General features: G+C 40.3%; 21 protein-coding genes. 2 read left to right on the top strand and 19 right to left on the bottom strand.

The annotated features are described in order from the left end of the window. Positions 1-148: 148 nt before the first annotated feature. The 7 genes from KFV02_RS11465 to KFV02_RS08710 form a co-directional block, all read right to left on the bottom strand. The gene (locus tag KFV02_RS11465) at positions 149-283 is read right to left on the bottom strand and encodes a hypothetical protein (RefSeq protein ID WP_289510130.1); all 135 of its coding nucleotides are present in this window, start codon (positions 281-283) and stop codon (positions 149-151) included. Positions 284-845: 562 nt separating this feature from the next. After that, complete coding sequence (locus KFV02_RS08735) at positions 846-3068, bottom strand: NADP-dependent isocitrate dehydrogenase (protein WP_252381163.1); 2223 nt, start codon at positions 3066-3068, stop codon at positions 846-848. A gap of 471 nt (positions 3069-3539) precedes the next feature. Then, a complete protein-coding gene (locus KFV02_RS08730; RefSeq protein WP_252381162.1) occupies positions 3540-3764 on the bottom strand; it encodes a hypothetical protein in 225 nt (74 codons plus the stop codon). A 719-nt stretch (positions 3765-4483) separates the two neighbouring features. Next, positions 4484-5539, bottom strand: a complete 1056-nt coding sequence (gene tsaD / locus KFV02_RS08725) for a tRNA (adenosine(37)-N6)-threonylcarbamoyltransferase complex transferase subunit TsaD (protein WP_252381161.1) — start codon at positions 5537-5539, stop codon at positions 4484-4486. 270 nt (positions 5540-5809) lie between these two features. Then, a complete protein-coding gene (locus tag KFV02_RS08720) occupies positions 5810-7612 on the bottom strand; it encodes a methyl-accepting chemotaxis protein (protein WP_252381160.1) in 1803 nt (600 codons plus the stop codon). 456 nt (positions 7613-8068) lie between these two features. Continuing rightward, the gene (gene fbp, locus KFV02_RS08715; protein WP_252381159.1) at positions 8069-9076 is read right to left on the bottom strand and encodes a class 1 fructose-bisphosphatase; all 1008 of its coding nucleotides are present in this window, start codon (positions 9074-9076) and stop codon (positions 8069-8071) included. A gap of 1 nt (position 9077) precedes the next feature. Then, on the bottom strand, positions 9078-9827 hold the full coding sequence (locus KFV02_RS08710; protein ID WP_252381158.1) for a hypothetical protein: 750 nt from the start codon (positions 9825-9827) through the stop codon (positions 9078-9080). Between the two features lie 382 nt (positions 9828-10209). On the opposite strand from KFV02_RS08710, the gene KFV02_RS08705 reads away from it, so the two are divergent. Together KFV02_RS08705 and KFV02_RS08700 are read left to right on the top strand one after the other, a co-directional pair. Next, on the top strand, positions 10210-10641 hold the full coding sequence (locus KFV02_RS08705; RefSeq protein WP_252381157.1) for a hypothetical protein: 432 nt from the start codon (positions 10210-10212) through the stop codon (positions 10639-10641). Positions 10642-10661: 20 nt separating this feature from the next. Continuing rightward, a complete protein-coding gene (locus KFV02_RS08700; RefSeq protein WP_252381156.1) occupies positions 10662-10919 on the top strand; it encodes a hypothetical protein in 258 nt (85 codons plus the stop codon). A gap of 290 nt (positions 10920-11209) precedes the next feature. Here KFV02_RS08700 and KFV02_RS08695 read toward each other — a convergent pair whose 3' ends face one another. From KFV02_RS08695 to KFV02_RS08645, 12 genes are all read right to left on the bottom strand, one after another. Then, complete coding sequence (locus KFV02_RS08695; RefSeq protein WP_252381155.1) at positions 11210-12238, bottom strand: tetratricopeptide repeat protein; 1029 nt, start codon at positions 12236-12238, stop codon at positions 11210-11212. Positions 12239-12260: 22 nt separating this feature from the next. After that, positions 12261-12545: an FtsB family cell division protein gene (locus KFV02_RS11525; protein WP_353617327.1), complete on the bottom strand. Its 285-nt coding sequence runs from the start codon at positions 12543-12545 to the stop codon at positions 12261-12263. 3 nt (positions 12546-12548) lie between these two features. Further along, positions 12549-12818: a hypothetical protein gene (locus KFV02_RS08690; RefSeq protein WP_252381154.1), complete on the bottom strand. Its 270-nt coding sequence runs from the start codon at positions 12816-12818 to the stop codon at positions 12549-12551. 2 nt (positions 12819-12820) lie between these two features. Next, positions 12821-13438 (bottom strand): zinc-ribbon domain-containing protein, encoded by a 618-nt coding sequence (locus KFV02_RS08685; RefSeq protein WP_252381153.1) that lies wholly within the window; start codon positions 13436-13438, stop codon positions 12821-12823. A gap of 17 nt (positions 13439-13455) precedes the next feature. Further along, on the bottom strand, positions 13456-14622 hold the full coding sequence (locus KFV02_RS08680; protein ID WP_252381152.1) for a type IV pilus twitching motility protein PilT: 1167 nt from the start codon (positions 14620-14622) through the stop codon (positions 13456-13458). Then, positions 14623-15705: a type IV pilus twitching motility protein PilT gene (locus KFV02_RS08675; RefSeq protein ID WP_252381151.1), complete on the bottom strand. Its 1083-nt coding sequence runs from the start codon at positions 15703-15705 to the stop codon at positions 14623-14625. Positions 15706-15720: 15 nt separating this feature from the next. Then, positions 15721-16263, bottom strand: a complete 543-nt coding sequence (pgsA, locus tag KFV02_RS08670; RefSeq protein ID WP_252381150.1) for a CDP-diacylglycerol--glycerol-3-phosphate 3-phosphatidyltransferase — start codon at positions 16261-16263, stop codon at positions 15721-15723. Between the two features lie 130 nt (positions 16264-16393). Next, complete coding sequence (locus tag KFV02_RS08665) at positions 16394-16960, bottom strand: lytic transglycosylase domain-containing protein (RefSeq protein WP_252381149.1); 567 nt, start codon at positions 16958-16960, stop codon at positions 16394-16396. 90 nt (positions 16961-17050) lie between these two features. Next, a complete protein-coding gene (locus KFV02_RS08660; RefSeq protein ID WP_252381148.1) occupies positions 17051-17641 on the bottom strand; it encodes a molybdenum cofactor guanylyltransferase in 591 nt (196 codons plus the stop codon). Positions 17642-17777: 136 nt separating this feature from the next. Continuing rightward, entirely contained in the window at positions 17778-18467 is a 690-nt protein-coding gene (locus KFV02_RS08655; RefSeq protein ID WP_252381147.1) for a formate dehydrogenase accessory sulfurtransferase FdhD, read from the bottom strand. Further along, entirely contained in the window at positions 18467-19354 is an 888-nt protein-coding gene (locus tag KFV02_RS08650) for a formate dehydrogenase accessory protein FdhE (RefSeq protein WP_252381146.1), read from the bottom strand. The genes KFV02_RS08655 and KFV02_RS08650 overlap by 1 nt, the downstream gene beginning before the upstream one ends. Before the next feature lie 204 nt (positions 19355-19558). Further along, positions 19559-20320 carry a prepilin peptidase gene (locus tag KFV02_RS08645; protein WP_252381145.1) on the bottom strand — a complete coding sequence of 254 codons (762 nt, stop codon included), beginning with the start codon at positions 20318-20320 and terminating at the stop codon, positions 19559-19561. Positions 20321-20715 lie beyond the last annotated feature (395 nt).

Here is a 20715-nt window from a genome sequence, read left to right as displayed (position 1 = left end):
ATTAACATTCTTGAAAATTTGCACTTCAAATTCGATATGAGGTGCAAAAAAAGTGATAAAAGGTACAAACCTATTATGCAGGAAAAATAGTTGTGAATTTTTACCGTTCACGGGACAATTAGCTCCGGTCATTTTGGTTGGTTACAATTCAGCTTTCAGTAAAAGCGTGGGGAAATCGTTCCAGGTAGGGATCAGGTAGATATTCCAGGATGGTACGCTCGCCTGTCTTAGTATTGACCAGCACAATCATACCGGGAAATGGCGATATTTTTGTCATTCCCATTCAAGATAATCCCGTATTAAAGTTACAGGTAAAAGCATCCGGGCTGCACATAAAGCACATCTTGCATGGGGAGCTGCGCTTCAATGACCAAACTGTCATCCGAAGCACCAAGTCTAATAGTCTTACCCGACTGCACAATTAACACCATGTAGAGCTATATACTTTCTTTAAAATTCCATTTTCTGACGAATATATTGGTGCACAGGGACAGTCCCCCTCAGGTGTTCAGAATGGTCAAGGATTATAACGAAGCACAAGAAAACTCAAGGAGTTAAGCTAAATAAAACTAACACTTAAACAAAAAGTTAAAAAAAATAGACAAAGCACTTCCTTTGAAAGGAAGTGCTTTGTCTAGCTTATCAACATGAAGCCGCGAATCATTTCAAATCTATACCGTCTGAGTTGGAACTGTCTCCCCGCTACCCAGGGAAGAAGCCCTATTGTTTTAAAACTGAAACTCATTTAATACAGCCGTATTCTATTAGCTGCGGGAAGGACAGCCCTCTTTCTGATATTCAAAACGGTTATGATTTAGATAAATTCACGGATTCAGGGAATTAATTTAAAGGGCGTCAATAATATCCCTAAAAATTTTACTTGGCCGCATGGCTTGTTCAGTTTTCTCTTTATCAGGATGATAATATCCGCCAATGTCTTTAGGAGATCTTTCTGTTGCCTGGATCTCTTCTAATATTTTTGCTTCATTTGTTTCCAGCTCTTTAGCTACTTTGGCATATTTTTGTGCCAGTTGCTCATCTTCAGTTTGTTCAGCCAGAGCCTGGGCCCAGTAAAGTGCAAGATAGAAATGGCTTCCTCTGGTGTCAAGTTCTCCTACCTTTCTCTTTGGTGTTTTATCGTTATGAAGATATTTACCAATAGCTTTAGACAAAGCATTTGCTATAATAAGCAATTTTTTATCTTCAGACTGCTTATAAGCAAGTTGTAATGATTCAGCAAAAGCCAAGAACTCTCCTAAACTATCCCATCTCAAATGTCCTTCTTTGACAAACTGTTGAACATGCTTGGGCGCACTACCTCCAGCACCTGTCTCATACACCCCTCCTCCGGCAATAAGTGGAACAATAGAAAGGCTCCTAGCGCTTGTTCCAACCTCAATAATGGGAAACAAGTCTGTTAAATAATCTCTTAAGACATTACCTGTTGCTGCAATAGTATCTTCACCATTTCTAAACCTTTCTAAAGTAAACTTCATAGCATCTTGAGGTGGTTTGATGTAATAATCAATATTGTCAAGGTTATATTTAGGTAATTCTTCTTTAACCTTCTTAATGATTTCTCTATCGTGGGCTCTAAATGAATCAAGCCAAAAAACTAAAGTCCACCCACTCTCTTCCGCTCTATCTACAGCAAGCTTAACCCAATTTCTAATTGCCTTATCTTTGGTAATACAGCTTCTATAAATATCTCCTTCATTTACAGAATGCTCGAGTAATACTTTTCCATCTCCATCAACAACTTTTATGGTGCCATCTGCAGGAGGAAAAAATGTTTTATCGTGCGAACCATATTCCTCAGCTTTCATTGCCATTAAGCCAACATTAGCAACACTACCTACTTTAGTTGGATCAAACTGCCCTCTCACTTTAACATCTTCCACTATTTCACGATACATTGTAGCATAACTTCTATCAGGGACAGTAATAACACAATCGTCAACTTCTCCAGATGGCCCCCAGCCTTTTAAACCATTTTTAATAACTGCAGGTATAGAAGCATCAATAATTACATCATTAGGTCTATGCAAGTTGGTAATTCCATTATCTGAGTCAACCATATACAGCCTTGGTTGCCTGGCATAAATATCTTCTAAAGTTTTCTTGATCTCGCCTTGCTTATCTTCTGGCAATTTGCTTAATCTTGCCTCAAGATCTGACAATCCATTGTTAGGATTAAATCCAATCTCCTCCAACTCTTTATTGTATTTCTCAAACAATTCTTTATAGTAAACCCTGATAGCGTCACCAAAGATAACAGGATCAGAAACTCTCATCATTGTAGCTTTGACGTGCAAGGAAAAAAGAATATCTTTTTCTCTAGCATCTTCAACTACCTGAGAAAAGAAATCACGCAGCTTTTGTCTATTCATGAAAGTTGCATCAACAACATCTCCCTTTCCAATCTCAACTTCTTTTAAAACTGTTTCCTGACCACTATTATCTGTAAAAACATACTTAATTTTAGTGTCTTTTTCAATTGTTACAGATTTTTCATTTTCATAAAAATCCCCACTAACCATATGAGCAAGATAACTTTTGGATTTAGCATCGACATCTCTCATTCTATGAGGATGTTTTTTGGCGAACTCTTTGACAACCTGAGCCAGTCTTCGATCTGAATTCCCCTGTCTTAAAACAGGATTAACCACACTACCTATACATTTATCATAGCGTGCTTTTATTTCTTTTTCCTTTTCAGTTTTTGGGTCTTCTGGGTAATCTGGCAAAGCATAACCCTGAGATTGAAGCTCACGAATGGTTTCTTTAAGTTGGGGCAAAGATGCTGAGATGTTGGGGAGCTTCATAATATTTGCTTCCGGCTTAAAGACAAGCTCACCAAGAAAGGCTAAATCATCAGGCACTCTTTGCTCTTCTGGCAGGTAATCAGGAAACTGAGCCAAAACTCTTCCAGCCAATGAAATATCTCTAAGCTCAATTTCCAGGTTGGCGTCTTTGGTCATTGCCCGTACTATCGGCAATAAAGAATATGTTGCAAGAGCTGGAGCTTCATCGACCTTGGTCCACGCGATAGTCGCTTTTTTAGACATACATGTCCTCCTTGAAAAGGTTTTAACCTCCATCCGTGAATTACTTCATGTCAAACGCCCCAAAGCTCTGACAGGGCTCCCGCACCTCAGCAAAAAAAATGCCTATTGCTTTGAAAGCCGAACACAATGTCATAATAGTTGTGTCCGTGCACGTGCGAAAGAAGTAGTCCGCTCTGGCGTTCAACATGGTCAGTGTTATAACGAGGTAAGGATTCAATTCACGGATTCAGGCTTATAAATATAGTAAGTCGTAACTAATTTTCACTTTTTTGAGTTAAATACGCCCTCACCAGTTTACTCAAAAATGCCACCACCAGTTGATTTTGCAGAATTTTTGGGGTCAAGGTTTTAGCCAATAGCTTGTCTTGTCAATTTTTCCTTGTGGAATTTCAAAAAGTTAATATAAACCTTCTTGAAAATTTGCACCTCAAATTCGATATGAGGTACAAAAAAAGTGATAAAAGGTACAAATCAATTATACTGGAAAATAGTTGAGAATTTTAACCGCTCGCAGGACAAATAGCGCCAGTCATTAGGCCTGGCATTGAAATAAGTATAGTTATTATCCCCCCTAAAACCATAGTCCGCACAAATTCCAGCCCTAGCCCCCAGGATGAGCTCCAAAAAATTTTCCAGTTCCCTGGTTCTGGTCAGGGCAATGCCTACTTTAATCAATTTTTCTACAAAAACGCTCATTGAGCCATATTTTGGTACTGGGTAATATCTTAAGAGTCTGTGGCTAAACCACATTTTAAGCGCTGATTGAAAGTCCTGGTTTCTGAAATGCATTACAAACGGCTTGGGTAACCCAATCTTAGTGATGCTTGTGAAAGAACAGAGCCTCGGGGCGACAAAGCTAAATATCGGGGACTATTTGCCATAACTATCGATAATAAAAGAATATTTTGTTTACCCAAAGTGTCCCATTATGCTATGGCCGCAAGCAAGTTTTGAGAATCAGGTCCAAGTATTTGTACCAGCATGAAAGAAACCAAGACTGAAATAAACCTTGGAAATTGAGTTGATAAAAGGTCCGGCCACAGTCTCTTTAGCGATAGTTTCGGAGTCTTAACTCAACTTTCTGAGTTAATTTGCGAGCGCATTTTCTTCAATGCTAACAAAGACTTGGACACATCTAAGGCTTGCTTGCGGGCTGTGCATAATGGGGTTAGTCATGAGAATATTACTTCATGCCTTTTCTGTTGTTATGATGGGTTTCGAAAGTTCGATGGAATAACCTCCCTATGCACAGCACTTCCGCAATCTTCGCCAAGATGTGTTCCCCAACCCGTTTGTAATGCATTTCAGAAAATGCACTCTTCAATTGTGTAGTAATTTGAGGATGTTAATCATGTCAGAAAGTTGAGGTCTTAAAAAGACCATTTTTAAAAAAACCTTTGCTGACGGGCACTCTTTCAATCTTTTATATAATCCCAGGGGATCTTCTTGCCTCTAGGAATTGCCTCAAGATCCAAGCCATGCTTCAACCCCGCCACCCCCAATATTTCTCCATAGTAAGCTATCATGGCCCCATTATCAGTACATAGTTTTTTACTTGGGAGAACCAGGGGCAGATTCTCTTTCTGGCACAAATCTTCTATAGTCTGGCGAATCAAAGTGTTGGCCGCAACTCCTCCAGCTAAAATAATACTTCTAGGTTTAACTCTTTTTAAGGCTCGGCTTAACTTAATCTTTAAAGTTTCTGCTATAGTCCAGTTAAAGGAGGCACAAACCGCTGCCAATTCAAGGCCAGGCGTAAATCCGGGAGCAACTTCATCCATGCTTTTCAATACCAAATGATCATTCTTTTTAAGAAAATTGGCCACCGCAGTCTTTAAACCACTAAAACTAAAGTCTAAATTGTCGTTGTCAACATAAGGCCTGGGGAAAAGACCAGGATCAGGATCAGCCTCCTGTGCGAACCGGTCAATATAAACCCCTCCCGGGTATGGCAAATTCAAGAACTTAGCCACCTTATCAAAAGCCTCACCGGCAGCGTCATCAAGGGTTTTGCCCAGCAGTTCAAAATCAAACGGCGATCGGATGAAATAAATATGCGTATGTCCGCCTGAGACCAAAAGCCCCAAAGACGGGAACTCGATTTCTTGCTCCAGACCAGCTGCCAGCAAGTGGGCATATAGATGATTAACCCCAACCAGAGGCTTATCTAGGGCTAAGGCCAAACCCTTGGCAAAACCCAAGCCGACTAAAAGACTACCAAGAAGGCCTGGTCCTCTTGCAACAGCAATTAGGTCTATATCTTTTGTCTCCACTCCACACTTTTGGAGCAGATCATCAAACAAGGGGACTAATGTGCGCAGGTGTTCCCTGGAAGCTATTTCCGGCACAATCCCCCCAAATATTGAGTGGATATCTATTTGCGAAGCAATACTTTCGCCAATCAGCTTTCCCTTATCCACCAAGGCCAAAGCCGTTTCATCGCATGAAGTCTCAATTCCTAAACAGAGCATTATTCCATAGATTGTAGTTTGAGGGTCTCAATATTAAAAGTTCTCACATAATTTTAATATCTCACAAAAAAAAGAATAACAAATTACATCTAAAGTCCGAATTAAATCCCGTCCATATAATTATTCTAAGAATTTCAGAGAATTACCGAATTGGAAACAAACAGTCAATAAACAATAATTAAAAAAATAAAATCCCGCCTAAAGCGGGATTTTATTTAACTTCTATTAGATACTACCTCTTCTCAAAAATTCCAATCTAAATTGCTTCTATCACCCCTGCGACAGTTCCTTGATCAAAGCCTTAAGTTCCTCAGCCAGCCTTACCAAATCCCTTATAGCCTCTTTGGTCTCGCTCACCCCCGATGCCGTTTCTTCGGAAATCTGCTTTATATCTTCTACTCCCTGACTTATCTCTTCAGTTGCAGCAGCTTGCTCTTCTGATGCTGTAGCAATGGCTCTAATCTGGTCAGTTACCAAAATGACTAATTGCACAATCCCCTGCAATGCCTGTTTGGATTCCTTTGCCAGGGCTTTTCCTTTTTGCACTGATGTTGCAACATTATCCATATCGGTAACATTTTTTTCTACCTCATTTTGGATCTCAGATATAGCCCCGCCCACTTCCTTGGTTGCTTGAATAGTCTTCTCCGCTAGTTTGCGCACCTCATCGGCCACTACAGCAAAACCACGACCGGCCTCACCTGCTCTGGCTGCCTCAATAGCTGCATTAAGGGCCAGTAAATTTGTCTGATCAGCAATATCTGAAATCACGGTCATTACCTGGGATATAGCACCTGCCTTTTTCTTAAGCTGTCCCATGTTTTCCTTTAACTGCTCTGCCAGTTCGTTGATCTGGTTTATAGCTCCAACGACATGATCCACAATTTTAGCTCCCTGTTCTGCTTTGCTCTTGGCCTGATCAGCCTCTTTTGCAGCTTGCGAAGCATTTTTGGCGACCTCTAGAACCGTGGCGTTCATCTCTTGCATAGCCATTGCTGTCTCTTCTGTACGCTGCTTTTGTGTCTCGGCTCCATTAGCAACCTGTTCGGACTGGGCTGAAAGCTGTTCGGATGCCGAAGCCAAACTCTCAACCACCTTCTCCAATTTACAAGCTGCCTCCTGTAACCCTTCTTTTCTGGCTTGCTCAGCCCTGTGCATGGCTTCTTCGGCCTGTTTCAATGCCTGTTCTGCCCGCAAAGTATGTTCTTCGGCCCTACTTTTTTCATTATCAGCCTCTTCAATCTTGCTTTTTATAGTTTTAGCCATCCCTCTAATTGCGTTATACAAAGTCACCAATTCACCTTTAAACTTGCCATTGACTCTATAATCAAAATTTCCACTACCTATTTGTTGAGTCAATTTGCACAAATGTTGTATAGGATTACTAATCATCCTATTGAATAAAATATAAACAATAACTACCAATAAAAACGAGCCTGTTAAAATAAAACCCAAGATAATATAATTAAAATAAGCAATTTTTTCGGAAATAATGGATATCGGAACTGTCACAATTTCGGCAGCTTCTACACGCCCCACTATCCGTGCTGGACTATCAAAAGGATATCGATTGCGTACGGATTTAGGTGCCCTCTCTGGCGTACTATGACATCTAATACATTTAGCCTTGTTAACCGTGCCCAAAGCTATAACATAACTTTCAATCCCATTAATCGTCTTCACTCCTTTCCAAACTGGCTTCTGGCCTCTCGAATGCATTTCGTCTAACTTGTTAATCAACTCTGCTTCCATAGCAGTGGCCTTGTTAGCTGGATTCATCGGCTTAATTGATGGGGTTCTCCAGCTAAGCCCATCTTTATATTCCTTTGGAATCATAGCAAAAACATTGTTAGCGGCATAAGAAGTTGACTGTAGCTCAAGCACAAATTCATCACTGCCTAGTAACTCTTCTGCCTTCGGCCTAACTACCGCTCCAATGTGCTTACGTACGGCTTTCATGCTGTACATCAACAATTCCGCTCTCTGACGGAACTGTTCCTCAAACTCTTTGTTTAATTGGAAACCAATCAAAAAGGCTAAAATTACCCCTCCCAATAAAACACATGGAAGCATAAACAGCATAAATCTCCTTTTCAATTTCCCACTCCTGTTTTTTAATCTGAAAATTTATAATTTTATCCCAAAAAAAGTCGACCGGCAATGCTACCACTGGTTGCTAGCATTGCCGGTCGAGTTACTTAGCAAAAGTACAAAAATTAAGTAAACTAAAAAAATTTCAGCAAATCAAATCATATCAGACATATTTTCCCCGGACTTCAATCCAGCCTTAAGGCTCATACTACTTCCCTTAAGAATAATAAAACTTCCACAAGCACCTTTAATGATAGCCCATAATGCCTAGGTCAAGAAAGGTCATCCTCAGGCCAAAAATTTTGCCTTATCCAAGCTTGAAGGTACATTAATATAGATTCTCTTTCTTCGCGAGAAAAATGAATAGCCTCCGTTTCAAAACCAGTAGAACCTATCTATAAACTTTTCTTAAATTGTTCCGTTCAATTTCTCAGCTTGCTATGTACTACACTTGTAAATGTCAGCTACTTTCTGGACATCCTTTTTCGACCCTACGAACAGAGGCACCCGCTGATGCAGTTCTTGTGGCTCAATATCTAAAATCCTTCTCTGCCCATCAATTGCCATTCCTCCTGCCTGCTCGGCAATAAAGGCCATGGGATTGGCCTCGCATAGTAACCTGAGCTTTCCGGAAGGTTTTTTGGGGTCTCTTGAATCGGCTGGATACATGAAAATACCACCATAGAGCAAATTGCGGTGAAAATCAGCAACCAGGGAACCTATATAACGTAAGGAGTATGGTCTTTTAATCTCATTTTCAGGGGATTTAAAGTAAGAAACAACTTGTTTGGTAGGTTCATCCCAGTAGTGCCAGTAACTTTCATTAATTGAATATATCTTGCCTTGTTCCGGAATCTTAATATCCGGATGAGAAAGCAAAAATTCGCCCACACTGGGATCCAAAGTAAAACCATGCACTCCATTTCCTGTCGTATAAACCATCATTGTTGATGAACCATAAATAAAATAACCGGCAGCCACTTGCTCTGCTCCCTTTTGGAGCACATCACTCAAAACTACTGGCCGAGTGCCATCTTTACGCCTGTAAATGGAAAAAATAGTGCCTATACTTACATTGACATCTATATTTGACGAGCCATCCAGGGGATCAAAGATCAAAATATAATCTCCCTGGCCAAATTTTGCCGGGATCTCTATTAAATCGGCATTCTCCTCAGAGGCCATGGCACACAAAACCCCTGCTCTCTCCATACGATGGATAATGACCCTGTTGGCGTACTCATCCAGCTTTTTCACCTGTTCTCCCTGGACATTTACCTCCCCGGTAAACCCCAGAACATCTACCAAACCTGCCTTGTTTACTTCTCTGGATATTATCTTAGCTGCTAATATTAATTCATTTAAAAGCCGAGTGAATCGACCGGTGGCCATTGCACTTGCTTTTTGATGCACAAGTAAATGTTCTGTAACAGTAATTTGACGCATCTCATCCCCCTTTAGATTCTGCCATCAAGTATATGAGCCAATTTTCCTCCAGTGCTCTAGAGAACCAATAAAAATTCCTATCCTTGACCTCCAACTTACCAAAGACACTGTTTTTAAGCATCTCGGTCCTATTTCTTTGCGTAAACAATTTACTCAATTCTCCGTACTTACCGGCCCAAATAAGTTTCCCCTCTGCAATAATCGCCAATTCTTCAGGCCTGGGACTTAAACTTGCCCATGTTCTGGGATCAAAATGTACCACCAGGAACCCCTGAACTTGGTTATTTCTAAAAAAAGGTCGGCCTAGGTATACTTCCGGGCCCAAAACCGAATCTTGGACACAAACCCGAACTTTTGGCTCATTTACTCGTAATCTCTTTGTAAATAGCACACTAAAATCCAATGCCTTCATGGAATAGGCAGAACGTTTAAACAAAATATGACCATTTCTATCAATAGCGGCCACACCATTTAACCAGGGAAAGTCCTTCAACATTTGCTCAAACCAGACTTCGTCGGGATAACTATCCTGAACATCTAACCTGTGCAAAACATCGCTTAACTGCCTATCCATAGGATATAAAATCTTTGCAAAATATTCCTCTTGTTTATTATCCAACCCATTGGCTTGTAGATCAATTTCCGGATCTGAATTTATATATTCTTTGTAAAAATTTTTTGTTGACTTCCACGCTGTACATCCGGTGATAAAAAGACAAACCATTATTAAATTAATAATCAACTTGTACATTTTTTTATTCTCCTTTATCTTAAACAGGCTTTAGGTAGTTTAGCTTATTGATTTTATAATTTTTTTTAAACATATTATGTAAAAAAACACACGGGAGAAAACAAACATTCTCTATTTAAACTCACCCTAAATCTTCATAGCGACGAAAGAAACTACTACCGACACGACACTAATAAACTCTTTAAACCTAAACTTTTAATTATTGTTTCTTGCTAACCTGCTCTTGTCTATCAAGCTGGAATATTATATAACGTTTTTATTTAAGAAAACATTTTCTTGGGTTGGCCAGCGATTTGCCTACTTTTAAACCTCATATTCCAGCGAAGAGGCAAAGGGAAATCATAAACTTTCCAAGCAAATAGTTCAAAAAAAAATAACAACAATGACTTTGCTTTTATATCTTCTTATCTTTCTCATCTTCGCAATTATTAACGCCCTGCTTTATGTCCAGATCAACTCGCAGGCTCAATCCCGATTACAGACCTTAAAAGAAGAAGAGAAAAACCTAACAGAAAAATATCGCAAGTTAAAAGCTGAAGTTGAAGCTCTAAAAAAACAGGCAAACAACCTAAAAACAAAATTAACTGAAGAAAAAAAAGTCGAACAGCTTACTACAAAATCAACCCAAAAAGAAAAGACCGACCCCATTAACTTACTCAAATTCGAAGGATTAATAACAAATGAACAGCTTGAAAAAGCCAAAAACTACATCAAAAAAGCCAATTCCAATCTCGAATTAATCGATGCTTTGGTAGTCCTTGGATATTTAGATAAAGATAAACTAACCTGGGCCAAGAACAAAATTGAAGAGTAAAACGTTTTATCTTTAGAAAAATGAATTCTCTATTATACTACATTATCATTTTAAGCTTTATCTCTTTCTGGTTCATCGGTTATATATATGTTAAAAGACAAAATCAAATCACAGCCAAAGAAAATAGCTTAGCGATAATCCGTTCTAAAAGAAAATATCAAATAGAAGGATTAAATAAAATCAAAGAACAACTGCAAAAAGAAATTAAATACCTTGAGGCAGAATTAAAAAAACTGCAAGCTGAGCACGAAAAGATAAAGAATGAACAAAATACTTAACCTGGCTCCGTGAAAATTGACTCAACAACGATTCCTGTAACAATCCGAGGCTTTTGCAAAACAGCGAAAACTGTCTGACCGAGTTAGGCAGCCTCAATTAAAATCTTTTTAAATCGTTAGCTCCAAAATTTGCTTAAAAACCTGAAAATATAATGCCCCATAAATCCAACGAATCGTGTTAAAATTTTTATTTAGGCTGCCTACGAGGGAGTTTTTTCGCCTGTTTGACAAAAGTTCCGGATTGCTAACTGTCAATAAACAAAATTTACTCACTTTCACGGATTCAGGACTTAACTTTGCTTTTCAGCCCTAGCCTCTAGGCGCTCTGCTAGGCTAGATAAAAAATCGACAACTTCAGCTTGCTCAATATTCTCCCCTGAGCTAGCCTCTTCACTACCAGCAGTTTCTCCAGATACCTCCTGCTCTGGTCTGTTTTCTTGGCTGGCAAGTAATTCCTTTATTTCTTTAATGCGTTCTTCTATTTCTTTACGCTCTGTTCCGGGCAAGCTGGACCGCCATAATTCTTCATAAATGTCCAAGGCTTTTACATATTCTTCCTGCTCGAACAAAAGATCAGCCAGAGATCTGGTCCGGGCCTCCTCTTCAAAGTTCAGTTCCTCAACTTCCTCAACTTCCTCGAATTCCCCATCCGGCTCCTTATCGACAGCAACAACAGCTCTTGTTCCGTCTTGATAAGTCCCGGTCCGAGCGAAAATTTCTTCAGCTTGAGCCCCCTCTGGCCCTTTATCGTCAGTTTCCTGTTCACTTAATTGCTCATGTTCTAAACTTAGGTCTTTGGCAGATGTTGATACCCTTTCTTGAATTGATTTTGGGCTCGAAGTTAAGGTCTCCTGTTCGGACCTGTTCTCTACTCCCTCTCCTTCTGTAAGACCTTTAGCGTTCACTTCAGGCCTTTTCTCCAACGCCAAGAGACCCGCCTTTAAAACACTGCTCCAGGTTAGTTCCTGTCCCTGTGCATGTTCAGCTATAAATTTAAAAGCCAAGGCCAGATCTTCCTGGCTCTTTCGTGCCCAAAAATGCTCTAGAGTAGTCCAAAAAAAACTATTTTTCTTCAAAAGTTCAAAGATTTCGACGCAAATCTTTTCTCCCTGTTCCTCTAGCCCTTGCCAAAAGTATATATTGGCCAATAAAAGTCTGGCCTCTAAATGTTCCGGATATTTTTCAAGCCCTGCTTGCAAAACCTCAAGGGCTTTTTGAGTCTGTTTACTTTCCAGATACAACCTAGCCAAGGGAAAAAACAGTTTGGAATGGGGATCAAGCGCCAAAACTTCTTCGTAAAAATCAATTTTGTCCTGCATGTACTAAACTCCTAAAACTCGACTACCTTCCACTTGTAGGAAATATATATATTAGTTCTTTCTTCTTGACATAATGCATTTCTTTACGGATGACATCAGCCAAGTATTCAGTGTCAGATTTAAGCATTCTGATATCATTACTTAATTTTACATTTTCGTTCTTTATCTTCTCATTCTCCTCATATAATTTAGTGTACGTATCCTTTACCTTTAAATATGCAATTATTCCACTATCTGACCAAATTATTCTACAAATTAAAAAAATGTTTACTAGCAAAAAAAGAAGGAACACGGCTCGGAAAAACATAATTTATTGCAACTTTTGTTTTTTAAAATCTTTATAAAAAATAGACAATGGGACGCTGATCTCATCGAGAAATGTAGCCGTTGCCCTTTCAATACGCGAAACGTCATTCTCGGATAAGTCAAACTCATTGACTTGATTAACTATACTTTTAATAAACTTAAACTCTGCTCTCAAATCAGAATCAAGGGGCAACTTTTTTATCAAGGGCTCCAATTCGACTATGGTCAAAAGACAATTTAAGACTCTGGCCTGAAGGGTTTGCCTGTTTCCCATCTTCACTCCTCTACCATTAAAGCCATGGTCCAAGGTTCATTATAGAGGACAAAACCATTTAAACATTGCTCGAGCAAGTCATCAATCCTATCTTTATCATTTATATGCAGGTAAAAATTTACCCCGCGGTAAAAAGCCTCCTGTTGATGCATACTGGGAGCTCTGTCACCAATGAGCAAACAGTTGACATTTCTTCTTTTCTTGCCTGGCCAGGAATGTATTTCAGTAAGTAATGGGGCGATCTCTTCTCTATCCTCAAGTAAAATTAACTGGTAGTCGTTAAGTCTCAGCTTAAGTACTCCCTCTTGAACATCTTCGGCCGTGCTTATATAAAATTCCTTTTCCTGAAAAAATTCGCTGACCTTCAGTCCTATTTCCTCGTTAATGGTAAATAAAAAGGCTACATTCGCACCTGGTGGAAAGAAATCAGGTTCAATACTTTTAGTCTGCCTGACTTGCTCCTTATCGACAGCGGTCTTGTTCTCTTTCGCATAGGCCTCGTTTTCCACTACGATCCTCTCACCACATCCGGGACATTTTAAAGCAAAACGCGGTACATTCGGAATTTTTTCAGGAGGTAAAAAAATTTCTTTCTGACAATTTGCGCATGTAAGGTCCATAGTTCACCTCTACAATATTAAAAGTCACGGCCATAATCCAGATCCAATTCAAGCCCCTCAATATCTGTAATCTTTTCCCCGCGCCTGGCCTTAATCTTATCGATCATTTGTTTCAAACGTGACCTGTCCGAAGCATTAAGCATAGCAATTTCCTCGGTGATAACTCCTTGCTCAAATAAGTTGCTTAGATACTGGTCAAAAGTGACCATGCCATAGGTACCACCCTCGGAAATAACGTTATAAAATGTCTTGTCTTCGGATTCTCCTTTTAAAATCAATTCTCTAATACGTAAATTTTTGCGCAAAATTTCAAATGCTGCCACTCGGCCGCCTCCAATCTTGGGCATAAGACGTTGAGAGATAACATATTTCAAACTCTCAACCAGCCGGGCCCTGATCAATCTCTCTTCAGATAATTCAAACATACCGATGATACGGTTAATGGTCTGACCGGCATCACTTGTGTGTAAAGTACCCAGGACAAGATGTCCTGTTTCTGCTGCTTCAAGAGCTATTGCCATGGTCTCCCGGTCTCTTATCTCGCCCACCAAAATTACTTTAGGCGCCTGTCTAAGAGCAGCTCTAAGTCCTGAGGCAAAGGTATCAAAGTCAATACCGAGTTCCCTTTGATTGACCACACCTTTTTTGTGTACATGTACAAATTCAATAGGATCTTCCAGTGTGATAATATGCTTTCTAAATTGGGAATTGATACGATCTATGAGCGCGGCCAGAGATGTAGACTTACCTGTTCCGGTACCACCTGTGACCAGGATAAGACCATACTTTTCTCTGGCTATTTCCTTAAAAATCTCAGGGAGGTTAAGTTGTTCCAGAGTTGGCACTTGCATAGACAATTTGCGCATAACAATGGCCAGAGACCCTTTTTGCCCGAACACATTCACCCTGAATCTGGCCCGTCCGGGTAGTTCATAAGAGAGATCACAGGATCCTGTTTGCAATTGATCCTTGTATAGACGCAAATTTCGGCCCATCATGGCCATAGCCATGGCCTCTACTTGAAAGGGTACTAACCGGCCCAAAGGCGGATTTATTTTTATATCCTGCAATTCACCATGCACCTCGGCCTGGATAGGCTTTCCCACAGTAAAAATTATATCAGATGTATCCGGGGCCTGATCCAAGATCTGCCCCACTATGTGATCCATTTGTGAACGAAGCATTTATACCTCGGTAAAATCTTGCGGCGGCTCTGATAAAAATTGCCTGAATTTGGATTTATTCACTGCCTTGTTGTACGCAGCCTCAGGTGAAATAATGTTCTGCTGCAAAAGCTGCATAATAGCATCATCAAGGGCCTGCATGCCAAACTTCTTACCAGTTTCAATAACAGAATTAATTTGAAAAATCTTATTCTCCCTGATCAGGTTGCGCACAGCGGGTGTGGCAATAAGGATTTCTAAGGCTGCCACCCGACCAGGCTTATCAATTCGCTTAAACAAGTTTTGAGCAATGATGGCCCGCAAAGAATCCGCCAGGCCGGACCGGATCTGACCCTGCATTTCCGCTGGAAAAACCTCAATAATCCGGTCAATGGTTTTGGACGCAGAAATAGTATGCAAAGTGCCAAAAACCAGATGACCTGTTTCCGCTGCCTCCAAAGCTAATTTAATCGTTTCGAGGTCCCGCATCTCACCGACCAGAATAATGTCTGGATCTTCGCGCAAGGCCCCGCGCAGTGCTGCCTGAAAACTCAAGGTATCTCGCCCCACCTCTCTCTGGTTAATCAGACAATTTATAGGCTCGTGGACAAATTCAATGGGATCCTCAATGGTTAGAATATGATCTTTGCGCATCCTGTTGGCATAATCGATTATGGCCGCAAGAGTCGTTGACTTACCACTGCCGGTAGGTCCAGTGACCAAAACCAGACCTTTTGGCAACATGGCCAGATTTTTTAAAATAGGGGGTAGCCCAAGATCGTCTATGGTCAAAATCTTCTGCGGAATCTCTCTAAAAACAGCAGCAATGCCACGACGTTGCAAGAAAAAATTTGCTCTGTACCTCGCCAAATTCGGAACTTCATAGGAAAAATCAACGTCCCCGCTTTCTTCAAAAATTTTGATCTTGCTCTCAGGAGTAATCTCGTAAAGCAATTTTTTTAGCTCATTGTGCTCCAACTCCTTGTATTTGACCCGTTGCAAATCGCCGTGCAAACGAATAATCGGTTGGGAACCTGAAGATAAATGCAGATCTGATGCTCCCAACTCATGCATCATTTTAAAAAAAGCATCTATTTGGGCCATGAGCTTCCCCCCAGGTTAATTAGTTAAAACCTTCCTATAAAAATTGCGTAAATAGTTGACACCTGAGAACAAAGTCAAAATCAAAGCCAGGTAGATGAGGACCTGTCCCAGGAGGTTAGGATCAAATCCCCACCATTTATAGTGTAGAATCAGCGGACACAAAGCCACTGTCTGAACAATGGTCTTTAACTTACCGTATTTATCTGCAGCAATCACTAGTCCTTGGTCAGCAGCAATAGCCCTCAGGCCTGTAACCAGTATCTCCCGGCTAACAATAGTTATACTTATCCAGGCCTCAACCCATCCCAGCTTTACAAGCATAATCAAAGCCGATGCCACCAGCAGTTTATCGGCCAGTGGATCTAAAAATTTTCCCATATTGGTTACTAAATTATACCTGCGAGCGATAATACCATCTACCAAGTCAGTTAAAGAAGCACCAATAAAAATAAACATGGCTATCAGACAGGATATTTTGCTTGGAAAATATAAAAGCAGGACTAAAAGTGGGATACAGGCTATACGCAAAAAAGTTAAATTGTTTGCCAGATTAAACATAAATATCTCATCTCTGAAAACTAGAAGTTGTTGTTATAATTTAGAGACCATCTGTCATCATTATGCATCAGAAAATATACTACTATAATCTTTCCAATACATCACGATTTAGTTCCCACACTCCATAAGACTATCTTTTTCTTTTAAATTTCGAATAAATATTTAACACTTTCTGTACATATCGTTTTGTTTCTGCATAAGGTGGAATACCATTATACTTTTCAACTTTAGACGGCCCAGCATTGTAAGCCGCCAAGGCCAATCTGACATCCCCAAACCGGTCAATTAGACTCCGCAGATAGCGAACCCCGGCTTCAAGATTGGAAGCGGGGTCAAAGGGATATTTGAGCCCTAGTTCCTCCTGGGTCTGAGGCATAATCTGCATCAACCCTTGCGCTCCGGCCCTGGACTCGACTTCTGGCTTATAAGCTGATTCCACCTGGACCACTGCCCGCACCAAATCATAATCCAGACCATAGCGCTTACTGTAAACCTTAATCATCTCATTGATTTTTGTCTGGTCATTCTTTTTGTCGCTGAAAATAATAAAAGGCCGATATAAGTCAGAAGAGGGCAAATCGGTAAAGTGAAAAACACCATTTTCATCACAAAAATAATAGATGGCTCCTGCGTCCAAATTCTCCAAGCCAACAAGAACGAAAAATATCCAAGCCACGAATATTAAATTTAACTTCATAATTTCGCGATTCTTAATCTGTAATGCACGAAACCTGGCACGCGGGACGCCCATCACTCACCAAGCACTCATATTTTTTTATCTTTTTGCTTATCCTTTACTATCCAACACTTTCAACAACTGAATATCCCGGGGATAATTTATATTTAAGAAATATTTTCTCTCTGCCTCACTGTAAGGGATATGGTGACGATTCTCTGATTCAATGGCTTGACTGAGTTTATAACAACCTCGTTTAAAAGACCTTTGCAAAAATTCTACGCATTTATATTCATAGATGGCTACCAAGGCCTCAATAAAACCTGTTTCTCCCTGTAAGTAAGTGGTCATTAACTTTTGGTATCCAATTCTATTCCTGACTTCAATAAGTCTCGCCAGTATATCTCTGGATAAAAGTGGCAAGTCGCAAGAAAGAACCAGGCATGGCCGCTTGAGCCTTTTAAGTGCAGTCAAAATTCCACCCATTGGGCCTATGCCTGGAATATCATCCAACATCCAGGGCACATTCAATTCATGCTCCCTGGCATCCCTGCCAACTACATAAGTTACAGGACAAAACTCCTGAACCAAAGCAACACTTCTTTGCAACAAGTCCTGGCCCTTAAAACGCAACTTGGCCTTGTCCTGTCCAAGACGGGAACTTTTTCCCCCAGCCAAGACCACTCCGCAAATCGTATTCAAAGCTAACTACCCAAATTCAAAAGGTAAAATAGGTTAACCTTTCTATCTACTGTTTACTGCCAACTACTATTTCGGGATTGCGTGGTTAAAAACGGTTGCTCTGCTATTCAACCACGCAACCACTTAAGCTTGCGTCTTAAATTACAAGACCTTTGGGATCTGTAAAAACTGAAAACCTGTTCTCTCTAGCAAAACCGATCAAGGTTAGACCTTTCTTTAAGGCCAATTCAATACTGGCAGACGTCAAGGCAGACCTGGAAACCACAGCCTGCAATCCGGCCTTAACAGCCTTAAGTATAAGTGAAGCAGTTCCCCTGGCTGAGACAAAAAGGATTAAGCTGCCCATAGATTTATTATTCTTTACGGCCCACCCTTTTAATCGATCAAGACAATTATGCCGACCAATGTCTTCCACGTAGTGCACAAAATCATTCTTCCCGGGCTCATATAAAGCTGCGCGATGAAAGCAGCCTGTTTTCTCCCACTTACCATCCAAAGCCATAAACCGGGCCATATTCTCCAAAATTAATGCCTTAGAAAGCTTCGGAAGTTCCGTATCATTGTCAGGCTCAATTGGTACTGGCTTCAAATGAAATTCGCACCCTTCCTTTTTGACTAGCTCTGGCCGCTCATCAGGTGCACATAGTTCTATGGCACAATGGCCAATAACCAACGAAGTTAAATCCTCTGGATAGGCCCACAGTGTTTTAACCTCCTGACCTGGCCAATGAATATGTATCTTTTCTTCGAGGCTAACAAGATCATCGATTTGTCGCCATTGACCATTTTTATACTGTCTACAGGGTAATTGTAAAATCTTACTCATCAAAACCCCCAAGCACTAAGAGTTGGTCTGGTGTATCCTTGTTTTCTGGCCAGAACATCTAAGGGCAGAGACTCCAGATCATCAACAGCTGGAATAGACTGCTTGTCCATTTCTCTAAAATCAACGGTTTTGATGTACATTTTGCAGGACTTGCACACATCTACCCGAAATCCTGGCTCTTCACTAACCTGAAAATACTCCAATTTCTCTTTTTTATCCTCCTGGCAGAACACACAAGACATTCTGGGAACTCGATACCTAGTCTGGCAAAAAGAGCATGTAACGTAGCGAAAACCTTGTTTATCCTTAAGCTCACTAATTAGGGGCAAACTACCGCACACCGGACAGTGACCGGTATTCCAGACTTGGTCCGCCGGCAAAAGCAAGCTGATACTATAACCTGTTTTAACCAGGCTAGGGGTTATGCTGGCCTGAATCAAAAAATTGAGAGTTCTCGGAGCAGTGGGAGTTTTTTCCCCATATAAGCGAAAAAAGTGATCGTCTCCGGTCAGATATTTGGCGTAAGCTTCAGACAAATCAAGTTCTCCATTACTTATATCCTGGGTAACAATTTCTGCTGCCTGACCAAGATGCCCCTCTTGTTCCTGCAAAAAACCAAGTAATTCAGAAAAAAGCTTCTGAGTCGCATCGAAGTCATAGGGAAAATTTTGTCTGGGCAGCATTGGCTTTCCCTTTAACACATCTTCCGTCTGAGGGAAGTCCAGCCCTTTATCCAGGACATCTTTAAGCAAGGCAAAAGAATTCAACTGTTTCTTATATATAAAATCAATTAACTTTAAGAGATCGTCAGGGACTGTTCCCTTCTTTTTGAGCATACCCATACGTCTTTCAAAACGGCCTAGCTCTCTTTGCACATCTTTGTCCATAACTGCTCCTTTTTAACTTTTAATTTTAAAGTATGGCGCGGTGAATAATGAGGGATTGATTGGTATCTCTGCTTGTATTGTTTGTCTAGTTAAATAAAAAACACCGTAACCAAAAAACCCTACAAGCTATTATATTTTTCAGCTATGTGCTAAACTGGAAAGCTTCCTGGTCCCGATGACTTCAAAACCACCAAAATCTAAACTTTAAAATCCAAACTTTACCAATATATCCCCGGCCAAAATATAAGTAATGGTCCCCAGACTTAAAAAAGGACCAAAAGGTATAGGGGTTTGAGCAACGTTAGTTTTGTTCTTCTTAAGATAATACAAACTTGCTATCAAGCCGGTTAAAGCTGAAATAAAAATCATGGCTGGCAACCCTTGCCAGCCAATAAGGGCTCCCAGCATGAGCATAAGCTTAACATCTCCAGTTCCAAGGCCATCTATACCTTTTAATATTTTATAACCTTTTTGCAACAACCAAAAACACCCACTACCAAGAAGAGCGCCTAGGAGCGAGTCTTGCCAAGCAACGGGCAAGATGAAACTGGCGCCGAAGGCCAGAACCGCACCGGGCAGAGTAATGATATCCGGCAAGATAAAACTGTCCAGGTCAATAAAACTGGCCACGATAAGTAACCCGAAAAAAAACAAATAAACAAAAAAATAAACTCCCAGACCAAACTTAACCGCCAGCCCCAATGACAAAAAACCTGAAATTAATTCAACTACGGGATATCTTATGTTAATATTTTGCCTGCAAGAACGGCACTTGCCACGCAAAATTATATAACTTATTATTGGAATATTCTCCCACCAAGATAATTTATGCTGGCATTTTGGGCAATGAGAACTTGGCCAGACAATGGACACACCCGACAGGTACCTGTGAATACAGACATTATAAAAACTTCCCAACACTAAACCAAGGACAAAAGAAAATCCCAACCCAAAATATTCGGACATGAGTCTCCTCTAGTTTCAGTTTTGCAACAATTATTACTCAACTTTCTGACACGATTAACATCCTCAAATTACCACACAATTGAAGAGTGCATTTTCTGAAATGCATTACAAACGGGTTGGGTAAAACATCTTGGCGAAGATTGCGGAAGTGCTGTGCATAGGGAGGTTATTCCATCGAACTTTCGAAACCCATCATAACAACAGAAAAGGCATTAAGTAACATTCTATTGACTAACCCCATTATGCACAGCCCGCAAGCAAGCCTTAGATGTGTCCAAGTCTTTGTCAGCATTGAAGAAAATGCGCTCGCAAATTAACTCAGCAACTGTGTTTTTTGTCAATAGTTAATGGTTAAAATTTATTGGTTAGTTTATTTTGTTTTCAAGAACAATTTT

It is taken from the genome of Desulfovulcanus ferrireducens, assembly GCF_018704065.1.
GTDB classification, from domain to species: Bacteria; Desulfobacterota; Desulfovibrionia; order Desulfovibrionales; family Desulfonatronovibrionaceae; genus Desulfovulcanus; species Desulfovulcanus ferrireducens.
This window is presented reverse-complemented; position numbering and strand designations above follow the sequence as displayed.

Excerpts from the sequence above, each read along its gene's own strand:
- KFV02_RS11465 (WP_289510130.1), bottom strand. The coding sequence starts at position 283 with ATGGGAATGACAAAAATATCGCCATTTCCCGGTATGATTGTGCTGGTC.
- KFV02_RS08735 (WP_252381163.1), bottom strand. The coding sequence starts at position 3,068 with ATGTCTAAAAAAGCGACTATCGCGTGGACCAAGGTCGATGAAGCTCCA.
- KFV02_RS08730 (WP_252381162.1), bottom strand. The coding sequence starts at position 3,764 with ATGAGCGTTTTTGTAGAAAAATTGATTAAAGTAGGCATTGCCCTGACC.
- tsaD (WP_252381161.1), bottom strand. The coding sequence starts at position 5,539 with ATGCTCTGTTTAGGAATTGAGACTTCATGCGATGAAACGGCTTTGGCC.
- KFV02_RS08720 (WP_252381160.1), bottom strand. The coding sequence starts at position 7,612 with ATGCTTCCATGTGTTTTATTGGGAGGGGTAATTTTAGCCTTTTTGATT.
- fbp (WP_252381159.1), bottom strand. The coding sequence starts at position 9,076 with ATGCGTCAAATTACTGTTACAGAACATTTACTTGTGCATCAAAAAGCA.
- KFV02_RS08710 (WP_252381158.1), bottom strand. The coding sequence starts at position 9,827 with ATGTACAAGTTGATTATTAATTTAATAATGGTTTGTCTTTTTATCACC.
- KFV02_RS08705 (WP_252381157.1), top strand. The coding sequence starts at position 10,210 with ATGACTTTGCTTTTATATCTTCTTATCTTTCTCATCTTCGCAATTATT.
- KFV02_RS08700 (WP_252381156.1), top strand. The coding sequence starts at position 10,662 with ATGAATTCTCTATTATACTACATTATCATTTTAAGCTTTATCTCTTTC.
- KFV02_RS08695 (WP_252381155.1), bottom strand. The coding sequence starts at position 12,238 with ATGCAGGACAAAATTGATTTTTACGAAGAAGTTTTGGCGCTTGATCCC.
- KFV02_RS11525 (WP_353617327.1), bottom strand. The coding sequence starts at position 12,545 with ATGTTTTTCCGAGCCGTGTTCCTTCTTTTTTTGCTAGTAAACATTTTT.
- KFV02_RS08690 (WP_252381154.1), bottom strand. The coding sequence starts at position 12,818 with ATGGGAAACAGGCAAACCCTTCAGGCCAGAGTCTTAAATTGTCTTTTG.
- KFV02_RS08685 (WP_252381153.1), bottom strand. The coding sequence starts at position 13,438 with ATGGACCTTACATGCGCAAATTGTCAGAAAGAAATTTTTTTACCTCCT.
- KFV02_RS08680 (WP_252381152.1), bottom strand. The coding sequence starts at position 14,622 with ATGCTTCGTTCACAAATGGATCACATAGTGGGGCAGATCTTGGATCAG.
- KFV02_RS08675 (WP_252381151.1), bottom strand. The coding sequence starts at position 15,705 with ATGGCCCAAATAGATGCTTTTTTTAAAATGATGCATGAGTTGGGAGCA.
- pgsA (WP_252381150.1), bottom strand. The coding sequence starts at position 16,263 with ATGTTTAATCTGGCAAACAATTTAACTTTTTTGCGTATAGCCTGTATC.
- KFV02_RS08665 (WP_252381149.1), bottom strand. The coding sequence starts at position 16,960 with ATGAAGTTAAATTTAATATTCGTGGCTTGGATATTTTTCGTTCTTGTT.
- KFV02_RS08655 (WP_252381147.1), bottom strand. The coding sequence starts at position 18,467 with ATGAGTAAGATTTTACAATTACCCTGTAGACAGTATAAAAATGGTCAA.
- KFV02_RS08650 (WP_252381146.1), bottom strand. The coding sequence starts at position 19,354 with ATGGACAAAGATGTGCAAAGAGAGCTAGGCCGTTTTGAAAGACGTATG.
- KFV02_RS08645 (WP_252381145.1), bottom strand. The coding sequence starts at position 20,320 with ATGTCCGAATATTTTGGGTTGGGATTTTCTTTTGTCCTTGGTTTAGTG.